Genomic DNA, 9,498 nt, shown 5'->3' on the forward strand with positions numbered 1-9,498 from the left:
CTATTACGGCTTCCTCGGCAATCGCCATCGCGCGCAAAAGCTCGCCCACTGCCGCGACCTGCTCGGCATGCCGGCTCCAGAGGCGTCGAACAGCTGCTCGGCGAAGGACTACCGCGACCGCTACGAGAACCTTACCGGGCACTCCCTCCGGCAATGCCCCGCCTGTCCCCAAGGGCAGATGATCGTCATCGAAACATTCCGGCGTCACCGGACCGCCGCCATACTGGGATACATCATGAAAGAAGCGCTCAGCTTTCGTCACCGTCGTATCGCCCGGGCCGTTCGGTCGCAAAGCCGAGCCGGTCCCGCGGAGATGCGCGCCGTCACCCCCGGGCAGCCTCTCCCTGCGAGGCGCGGCGCCGGTCCTCACCTTGCCGCAACCGATGTCCGTGCCGCTTTCGGCGCAGGCGACCCCTGCAATCGCCGCGTCCACGACCGCATCCGCGCCCACGCCATGCCGGTTCATGGACACGGCCTCAATTGAACGCGCATAGCGGCCACCCGTGCCGGCGGCTTAGTCCAACACGTTTTTAGCTCACCGTCGCGATCCACCACAGCGCGCTCTCGCCAGCCGCCTTTCTGCGCGACGCCAAGCTAAAAACGCTCTGCAATATGTGGCGGTCGTGGATATGTGGCGGCGCGGTCCCGAAGCGGCTAATTCCGCGGTGATCGCGAGCTTTGCCGCCACATAATATCTCATCACTTTCTCCTTTGGGCTCAGGATTTCCCTGGCACGCCCGTGATGGAGAGAGTGTGATGTTGGAGCTTTATTTCAAATATCCAAGTGTGCTCAGACGCCTTCGCAGCGGGGCACTTGGTGGAGAGATGGACCGCATTGCGGCGCATTTCTCCCAGGTCGGTTACAAGCACACCTCGGCCAAGGTCTATATCAGTCGGCTTGCCAGATTCAGCGATTTCGCGGCCCGCAGCGCCAGAAGGGCGACGATCGAACAGGATATAGTCGATCGCTTCGTGCACAGCCTCCGGACAGCAACACCACGAATAGCGGCGCGAACGGCGATCGAGCACGCACGTCGGGTCGCGCCAGAACGGTTTTCAACTCCGCGTCGCCACACGGCTCCGGCTCATGATGGCCCGCTGCTTGCCGCCTACCTGGATCATCTGCGCCACGTGCGTGGCCTGGAGCCGAAGACCTGCGAGGGGCTTCTAACGAGCGCACGCCGGATCCTCACATGGCTCAACGACCACCTGCCTGACCAGGGTCTTGCCGCGTTGACGGGCGAGCATGTGCTCGGCCTCGTGCAACACCTCCTGTCGCTGTCGGCTAACGATTACACCCGGTCCTCGACAACCTCATATGCCCGTACATTTCTGCGCTTCCTGCGATGGGCCGGCCTCAACGACCGGGATCTTGCCCGGTTCGTTCCTCGAACCCCTTGCTGGCGGCTGGCGCACCTGCCACCGCGACTTCCATGGGAAGACATTCAGCGCACCATCGACGCGATCGACGTGACGATGCCTTCAGGCGTGCGGGACCGCGCGCTTCTGCTCGTTCTCGCCACAACCGGTCTGCGCAACAAAGAGATACGGATGCTCGAACTCCAGGATATCCGCTGGCGCACCGCCGAAGTACTTGTGCGGCGGACCAAGGGGAAGCGCGATCGGGTCGTGCCGCTCCTGCATGAAGCAGGCGCGGCGCTCGCCGATTATGTGCTGCATGCCAGGCCGAAGATCGAAAGTCAGCGGGTTTTTCTGTCCTACGTTCCGCCAGTAAGGCCGTTCAAGTACCCCGCCTCTATTTCGAGGATCGTCCGTTCCCGATTGGAACGAAGCGGGATTGAGCTCTCCGGCGCCGCCGGCGCCCATCTGTTGCGCCATAGCCTGGCGACGCAGCTCGTCAGGCAACGGCGCCCGATCAACGAGGTCGGCGACCTGCTGGGCCATCGCAGCATCGACACAACCGCCATCTACGTGAAGGTGGCACTGCCGCAGCTATCTGACGTTGCACTGCCATTTCCGGGAGGCGCGCTATGAGCGCCTTCTTCAAGATGCTGGCCGAGAAGGTCGAGAGCTACATCGAGCTTCGTCGCTCGCTCGGCTACTCGTTCAAGAAGCAAGCCGCCACATTGCGTGCTTTGGCGCGGTTTGTGGAGACGGAGCATCTGGACGGCCCGCTCACCCAAAGCATGGCGCTTAACTTCGTCCTATCGATTGAGGGCGCAGCCAACGGCCGGGCCATTCGTCATGGAGTGCTCCGCCGCTTTTGCGAGTATCTCGCCGTCTACGACGCGAGAACTGAAGCGCTCGATCCTCGCGCGTTTCCCAGATCCCGCGCCATTCCGCCACCGCGTATCTTGAGCGATGAGGAACTTGCATCGCTCATGTTGGCGTGCAGGCGTATTTCGCCGCAGTATCCCGAGCGGAGCGTGATGTTGACAATGCTGGTCGGATTGCTGGCGAGCACGGGCTTACGTTCCGGCGAAGGGCTCCGCCTCGATCGCGCCGACGTCGACCTCGTCAGCGGAGTTCTTCACATCAGGAGGACCAAGTTTCGCAAGGATCGCCTGGTCCCGGTTCATGCCACAACACTGGCGGCACTGCGCCAGTACGCACGGCTTCGTGATATGGCATTTCCGACGCCAAAGGATTCCGCGTTTTTTCTCAGCTCGCGCGGCAACCGGCTGTCGAAGACAGGGCTCGCTCTGGCTTTCGGCGCAGCCTGCAAGCTGGCCGGTCTCACCTGTGACAAGGCCTTAAGACCGCATGATCTGCGGCATCGTTTCGCCGTCACACGGCTCGCCGCATGGCATCGAGAGAACGCCGACGTGCAGGCGCTGCTGCCCTTGTTGGCGACCTATCTTGGCCACGCCCACTACACCGATACTGCCTACTATGTGACGGGCACGGCGGATTTGCTTGGCATGGCGGCCGACCGCGCGTTGGCCCATGGAGGCGCCTCATGAGCGTACATCTCTCGCTCGCGCCGCTGCTGGAGTCGTTCTTCCGCAACCGGCTGACCAAGCAAAGGAACGCAAGTCCCTCAACCATCGCCAGCTACCGCGACGCCTTGCGTATGTTGGTGCTCTTTGCCGCCGAACGCACCGGGCGCAAGCCGTACGCATTGGCCGTCGAGGATTTCGATCGAGACCTTATTCTCGCTTTTCTGGATGAGCTTGAAGAGAAGCGGAAGAACACGATCCAGACACGCAATGCGCGCCTGACAGCGATCCGGTCGTTCTTCCATCATGTGGCGGCGAACGACCCCGCATCATTGGGCATCGCCCAACGCATCCTCGCTATCCCGGTTAAGAGATCGCACATTGAGGTGATGCATCACCTCTCGCGACGAGAAGTCGATGCTCTTATCGATGCGCCGGATCAGCAAACGCCGCGCGGCCGGCGCGACCGGGCGCTGTTGCTTTTCCTGGCGCGCACCGGCGCTCGCGTTTCGGAGGCACTCGGCGCCAATGCCTGCGATCTTCAACTGGATCGCCCGCGACCACAGGTGCTCCTGCGCGGCAAGCGCCGCAAGGAACGGGTCGTACCGATCCCGGACGACCTCGTCAAAGCATTGAGGGCGTTGATGACCGAGCGTGGAGTCAATCGCCAGGAAGCGCGTCCGCTCTTCGTCGGTACTCATGAGACGCGTCTCACGCGTTTCGGTGCAACGCACATCGTGCGGCGGGCCGTCGCCACAGCCACGTTGACGCGGCCGGAACTGGCACGCAAATCCATCTCGCCTCATGTCCTTCGGCACTCGCTCGCGATGACGCTACTGCAGTCCGGGGTGGACCTTCTGACCATCCAAGCTTGGCTGGGCCATTCGCAAGTTGCCACGACGCATCGCTACGCTGCTGCGGACGTCGAGATGATGCGGCGAGGATTGGATAAGGCGGGCGTCTCCGGCAAGCACGCCGCCCGCTTCAAACCCAAGGATGCGGTGTTGCAATTGCTGGAGCGCATCTGAATATTATGTGGCGGCAAAGCTCGCGATCACCGCGGAATTAGCCGCTTCGGGACCGCGCCGCCACATATCCACGACCGACACATAAGAACGGATCGGCGCCCATCGTCTCGCGCACCAGGGCGGCCAAGCCCTCCGCGCCCTTGCGGAAGTCCACCGGCTTCGTCGCGACCATGACCTTGACCGCACCCGTCGGCCCGATCACGACGTCGCCTTCAGCGCGCGGATCACCGCCGCGACCGTCTTGGCGTCGGCGCCACGGCCGACCCGCATGGCGACGCCGTCGATCTCCAGCTCGATAACGCCAGCGTCGCGGGCGGCTTTCCGTTTGCGTTGTGGCTGCTGTTTCCCCGTCGGTTCCGGCTTCGGAGCCGCCACCACTGCCGGCACGAACAACGGTTCCGGTGCCAGCGTTTCCGCCAACGGTACGCGAGCAGCCCGACGCCAGGCGAACAACTGCTGCGGGGACAATGCATTACCGCCGGGCCACGGCACTCACGGTCTCGCCGGCATCGTAACTTTCCGCCACGATCCGCGCTTTCTCTTCCGGCAGCCATTCGCGCCGCCGACCAGAACCAGTGAACACCTCGAAACGGCGCGCCGGTTCAAGATCACTGGATTTAAGCGTAAGCTCTGAAATCGTCATGTGTCGAAGCCCTCAAAGGCTCCGAGCATCGTTCCTCACGACCACCCGCGAAAGGTGCCACCAGAACAGCGCTTACGTTCGACCGCGGGTAGATCGCTCACGTCGATGCGCGCGAAGGTCGCCATCGCCTGATCGGCATCAGGCTCGCCGCCGGCCATCTGCTTGCGCGAGGCATAGAGCTGTGATGGGGCTACGCCGAACGCTTGCGCGACCTCGGTCACCGACGACCCCCCCCCCCGCGCTCGCCAGGTCGACCAAAGCGCGCTTCTCTGTGCAGTTCCACAGCCTTCGTTGCCGCGCGCGCCCAATCACTATTGCACGGTCTTCGGCCGCCGCGGCGCGGGCGCTTTCCAGCCATGATGTCTGCTTCGTCGGCATCGGCGCGCCATCTGCCGCCTGCAACATCGCGCGTCTCACGCACGCGCCTGGCATCGCGCTCATCTACGAGAGCGGCACGATCGGCACGGCGCCGGAGGTGCTTCCCTTGTCGATCGGCGACGGGGGCTCTGCGAAACGGCCAGGACGACGGTGTCGGTGCCCGAAATGTTTCGCTACTGGTTGCAGGGAGGGCGCATTGCCGTGGGCTTCCTCAGCGCTGCGCAGCTCGATCGCCACGGCAATATCAACACGACCGTCATCGGCGACTATCATCATCCGAGACGCGGCTTCCGGGCGGTGCACCAAGGCACCTTGCAATAGGCCGATGAATATGGAGCTTTCGCGCCATGACATTGGAACATGCAAGGGGCGATTTGGTCGCCGAGTTAAGCGGTGCGACTGGTGACGGTGGAGGAAGTCATCGAGGATACTTCGTCACCGCACGCTTGGCAGCCAGCACCGCTTCTTCTGAATGCCAACGAGACCCTCGACAAGCACGTCGCCGTTTGCGGTTCGCCTTCTGGGCGTGAATGAAGGTGACGTCGGGTCTGAGTGCCGGACTGCCGCGAGCGTTTCGCCGCGGAATACGGCGAATGGCAGCTCAGCCGCGCCCGCCTCTTAGGCGTTAGCCATACCGGCATGGCTATGCTCTTCGGCGCGCAGATAGCAATTTTCGATCGCGTCGCGGCAGCGTCGCAAAAGCCCGACATCAGGATTGCCGAGATAAGAGAAGATGAGCTTCTTCGCCATCCCCATTCCTACCATCTGGTCGTAGGAGAGGCCGGCGTCATGCGGATTAGGGTCAGTTCCTGCCGCCCCTGCCGGATCGCCTCGTGTGCGGTCGCGTAGGGGATGAGATGCGTGAACCCCTCGAACGCCACGCTGTCGCCATCAAAAAGGTTCTCCGCTAAGGCTTCAGCCAGGGAGCAGAACTTCACCACGATTGTGGGCCCCACGTTTAACTTAGTCACTCCGCTGGATACGGCTGCGAAGCGCCGGTTAAAGGTACGGTTTCATCTTGCGCAGAGCTGTGAGAACCACAGCCCCCATGTCATCGATGTCCTGCTCCGACATGGCCGTAGACAGGAAGCCGGTGCCTGTTTCGACCATCAGGAGGCCGCCGTCGAAAAGATGCCCGACGAAAGCCGAAAGAAGTGCAGCTTTCTCCGACGACAGGTAAGCCTGCCGGTAGTTCTCAGGCGCACCCGCGGACAGGTGGATGCGAAACATCGACCCTCGGCCGGTAACGCAAACAGGCACGTCCGCAATCTTGATTGCCTCGCCAATTGAGCTTCGCGCGCGGTCGCCAAGTGCATTGAGCCTGTCAACAGCCTCCCGATCGTACAACTGCATCGCCGTATGGCCGGCGATCATCGTGATTGGGTTTGCCGAGAACGTGCCAGAAAGCGGAAAAAGCGCCGGCCCGTTTAGGGGGTTCAACACCTCCATCACGTCGGCGCTGCCGGCAATGGCCCCGACCGGAAAGCCACCCCCTATCATCTTGCCCAAGGCAGTGATGTCCGGTTGGACGTCATACCATTGTTGGGCCCCTCCAAATTTTGACCGGAACGTGATCACTTCGTCGAAGATCAGGAGCGCCCCATTCTGTTGGGTCCAGCGTCTCAGCGCTTGGACGAAATCTTCGGCCGCAGGAATCACGCCTATACGATGAGGAAGCACATCGATAAGTACGCACGCCAACTGGTCGCGGTGTTCGTCGAGTATTTTGAGCGCCCGTTGCCCGTCATTGAACGGGATCACAACGACATCGTCGAGCACGCGCTGAGGCGTTCCGCGCGATACAGCAACGCTGGACGGGTGCTCGGGCTGTCCCCAATTGTCCGGCTTGGCCGTCTGGCTTGCCTCGGCGTAGTCGTAAAGGCCGTGATAGGCCCCTTCGACCTTTGCGATCTTCGGCCGCCGGGTGAATGCCCGGGCAGCCTTGAGGCTCGCCATGACCGCCTCTGTTCCCGAATTGACGAAGCGGATTCGCTCAAAGGCAGGATTGCGGCTGCGAATATACTCGGCATAATCGATCTCGACTTCGGTGCCGAGCGTAAACGCGGTCCCTTTCTGCAGCTGTTCGCTGACAGCAGCAACGATCGCCGGATGTGCATGCCCGTGAATCAGTGAGGCGATATTATTCGCAAAGTCGATGCGACGGACGCCCTCCACATCATAGACGTAGCACCCTTGCCCCCTCTCGGCGTAGATCGGATGCGGCTTGCGCAAAATCGTGTTTCGGCTGCATCCGCCCGGCAAAATGGACTTGGCGCGCTCAAACAGGGCTGCGCTTTTCGAAATATCCGTATGTAAATTCGCGTCCACAAGGCATCTCCCGATAGCAGCTAGCGTTCCAAATGGCTGAACTTGCCTTGCACGCCATCCCAGGCGGCTGCGTCAGGAAGTGGTTCCTTGGAATCAGTTATGTTGGGCCACAATCGCGAAAGCTCTTCGTTGAGCTCCAGAAAGTGCTTCATATCCGACGGCAGGTCCGTATCTCGGTAGATCGCCTTTGCCGGACAAACTGGTGTACAGGCATCGCAATCAATGCATTCGTCGGGGTGAATAACGAGAAAGTTCGGCCCCTCGTAGAAGCAATCGACCGGGCACACATCGACGCAATCGGTAAATTTGCACTTGATACAGTTCTCGGTGACGACATAGGTCATGTCTGGTCCCCATCCGTTGAAAATACCGGATATCTGCGCAGCTACTCCGCCGCCTGCAGGAATGCGGGGGTGATCCCATACATGGAATAGAGGCCAGCCTCGTCGAAGATGACGCGATCATCATAGCCGCTGAACCAGATAGCGTCAGGGTTTCGGCCGACGATGGTCACCTTGCATCGGTCGCCTGCGTCAGCGGCTGAACGCAACAGCTTGAAGATCACGACGCCTTTTTCACCCCCAGGGACGCCCGGTACCGGTTCGTTGGTGACCGCCGCGACTTCGGTCTTGCCCTTGTAGTGTGTGATCGAAAGCCGCGCATGGGCCTCGACGCCCGACAGGCCCTTTTGCGACTCGTTCAGGATCTGCCATGCACGCTCGATCGGGACATTGAACGCCTTGTGCCCGACTATGTCGCGACCACAGAAGAAATAATGGTTGTTGATGCCGTTTCGTAGCATCTCGCGCTGCATGATCCGCAGCGCTTCGGCATCGTCGTTGATATCGCGAATGATCGGAGACTGATTGTGGACCGTAATCCACTCACGCCGAGCGAGTTCCTTGACCGCAACCCGCGTTTCGGGGATCCATTGCAGCCCACCGCCATGATTGTCGAGATAGCCGCCATCCGCTGTCTTGCGGAGAAATTCGTCGGGATGGTTGAAGTGCACCATCATCCGCAGGCTGACCTCGGGATAGGCCTCATGAAAGGCATCGAGCATCGCAAAGAAAGTCTGGTCGAACCGCTGCGGATGAAACGCCAGCTCCTTGGTCCCGATGCGGATATTCTCGACACCGGCTTCCGCGAGCCCAGCCAGCCAGGCAGCGATGTTCTTGTTCCCCAGAACCATGGGATCGCCGCCTGACATCAGGATCTCGCGAAGCTTCTCGCGGCCGGTTTGCGGATGGCGACCGCCATTCGCGGCCACCGCCCTGTTGTGCTCGCCAATGTATTCGACAATCTCCCCGAGCTGCGCCAAGCCTTTAGGAGCAACTGTCCCGTCCTCGCGGGCGATCTCTTTGCGGCCGATCAGTTCCTCGCGGTAGCAGAAGCGGCAGTGGGCGGAGCAGGTGGACGCCACATAGAGCAGGCCGAGCTCGTACTTATGGATCAGCCCCTCTCGGGGGCTGTAGGTCATCTGCTTGCCCGGATCTTCGGCACCGTCGAGATCGTAGGTTTCTTTCGGGCTGGCTTTCACCAGCGTCTGCATCGGTCGGCTGTACTGCGCCTGCTCATAATAATGCCGCGTGATCTTGATCGGCATCCGGGCTTCCAAATCCTTCACAGTGCCTTTCAACTCGAGGATCCGATCCAGTTCTTCTTGCGAATAGAACCCGCGCATATCCTGGGACACGTCACCGCTGGCGAACTTGGCTATGCCGGTGATGATCTGCCGGTCGTATTTGCCGTTGACGACTTTGTCCAGAAACGCCTGTTCACGCTGCGAGGGCATGTATTTTTCGGCAGTACTCACGGCGCATACCTCCAAGGCTGCAAGTTCAGACCGGTACATACACCGGCGGAGCCAGTCCAAGTCAAAGGATTGATTTCTTGAACTAATTCTCGACTCCCCCACTCCGACTTACAACCGCTTATAAGTCACCATTCAGTGACCGGCACTCATGAGAGACCGCTGGCAGGATCGCGATAGTGCAATCAGTCTTCTTACTAGCGGAGCGTTCGGAATTTTGTACAGATTGTAGCGGCACTCACCGCGGAGCCAGCCTCGCGGCGAGAAGCCCGGCCTATCCGCTAGTGGATTGATCGGAACAGAAGAGTCCTTTTTGGGATTCCCCGGATCGCTTCGGCATGCGACATTGCGAGATGCGCACTGGTATCAGCATCGACATCACGGCTTCGGACAGAATTCGGCTTGAAG

The 9,498-nt window shown here is 60.9% G+C and carries 9 protein-coding genes and 4 pseudogenes; 5 read left to right on the forward strand and 8 right to left on the reverse strand.

What is annotated here, in order from left to right; all coding sequences use genetic code 11:
- From D3227_RS44695 to D3227_RS39010, 4 genes and pseudogenes are all read left to right on the forward strand, one after another.
- Positions 1–239 (forward strand): annotated as a pseudogene (locus D3227_RS44695) (IS91 family transposase); the annotation flags it as partial.
- Between the two features lie 517 nt (positions 240–756).
- Positions 757–1,995, forward strand: coding sequence for a site-specific integrase (locus D3227_RS39000; protein ID WP_120019305.1), 1,239 nt, complete (start codon positions 757–759; stop codon positions 1,993–1,995).
- The gene (locus D3227_RS39005) at positions 1,992–2,924 is read left to right on the forward strand and encodes a tyrosine-type recombinase/integrase (protein ID WP_120019306.1); all 933 of its coding nucleotides are present in this window, start codon (positions 1,992–1,994) and stop codon (positions 2,922–2,924) included. Before D3227_RS39000 ends, D3227_RS39005 begins: the two co-directional genes overlap by 4 nt.
- Positions 2,921–3,928, forward strand: a complete 1,008-nt coding sequence (locus D3227_RS39010) for a tyrosine-type recombinase/integrase (RefSeq protein WP_120019307.1) — start codon at positions 2,921–2,923, stop codon at positions 3,926–3,928. The genes D3227_RS39005 and D3227_RS39010 overlap by 4 nt, the downstream gene beginning before the upstream one ends.
- Positions 3,929–4,013: 85 nt before the next feature.
- Here D3227_RS39010 and tnpB read toward each other — a convergent pair.
- From tnpB to D3227_RS39030, 4 genes and pseudogenes are all read right to left on the reverse strand, one after another.
- Positions 4,014–4,130, reverse strand: a pseudogene (gene tnpB / locus D3227_RS39015) (IS66 family insertion sequence element accessory protein TnpB); the annotation flags it as partial.
- Complete coding sequence (locus D3227_RS39020) at positions 4,127–4,348, reverse strand: hypothetical protein (protein ID WP_120019309.1); 222 nt, start codon at positions 4,346–4,348, stop codon at positions 4,127–4,129. The pseudogene tnpB and the gene D3227_RS39020, both read right to left, overlap by 4 nt.
- A gap of 52 nt (positions 4,349–4,400) precedes the next feature.
- Positions 4,401–4,571 carry a transposase gene (locus tag D3227_RS39025; RefSeq protein ID WP_120019310.1) on the reverse strand — a complete coding sequence of 57 codons (171 nt, stop codon included), beginning with the start codon at positions 4,569–4,571 and terminating at the stop codon, positions 4,401–4,403.
- A gap of 35 nt (positions 4,572–4,606) precedes the next feature.
- A complete protein-coding gene (locus D3227_RS39030) occupies positions 4,607–4,792 on the reverse strand; it encodes a hypothetical protein (RefSeq protein WP_208646592.1) in 186 nt (61 codons plus the stop codon).
- An 86-nt stretch (positions 4,793–4,878) separates the two neighbouring features.
- Between D3227_RS39030 and D3227_RS39035 the strand changes: the two are divergent.
- A pseudogene (locus tag D3227_RS39035) lies at positions 4,879–5,248 on the forward strand (CoA-transferase); the annotation flags it as partial.
- A 137-nt stretch (positions 5,249–5,385) separates the two neighbouring features.
- On the opposite strand, the pseudogene D3227_RS39040 reads toward D3227_RS39035, so the two are convergent.
- The 4 genes and pseudogenes from D3227_RS39040 to D3227_RS39055 all read right to left on the reverse strand — a co-directional run.
- A pseudogene (locus D3227_RS39040) lies at positions 5,386–5,890 on the reverse strand (CoA transferase subunit A); the annotation flags it as partial.
- Between the two features lie 58 nt (positions 5,891–5,948).
- Positions 5,949–7,277: an aspartate aminotransferase family protein gene (locus tag D3227_RS39045; protein WP_208646589.1), complete on the reverse strand. Its 1,329-nt coding sequence runs from the start codon at positions 7,275–7,277 to the stop codon at positions 5,949–5,951.
- A gap of 20 nt (positions 7,278–7,297) precedes the next feature.
- Positions 7,298–7,621 carry a ferredoxin FdxA gene (fdxA, locus tag D3227_RS39050; RefSeq protein ID WP_120019312.1) on the reverse strand — a complete coding sequence of 108 codons (324 nt, stop codon included), beginning with the start codon at positions 7,619–7,621 and terminating at the stop codon, positions 7,298–7,300.
- Between the two features lie 41 nt (positions 7,622–7,662).
- The gene (locus D3227_RS39055) at positions 7,663–9,153 is read right to left on the reverse strand and encodes a KamA family radical SAM protein (RefSeq protein ID WP_147377812.1); all 1,491 of its coding nucleotides are present in this window, start codon (positions 9,151–9,153) and stop codon (positions 7,663–7,665) included.
- Positions 9,154–9,498: the final 345 nt, after the last annotated feature.

Origin of the sequence: Mesorhizobium waimense, from assembly GCF_003601975.1 — a bacterium.
Lineage (GTDB): Bacteria > Pseudomonadota > Alphaproteobacteria > Rhizobiales > Rhizobiaceae > Mesorhizobium > Mesorhizobium waimense.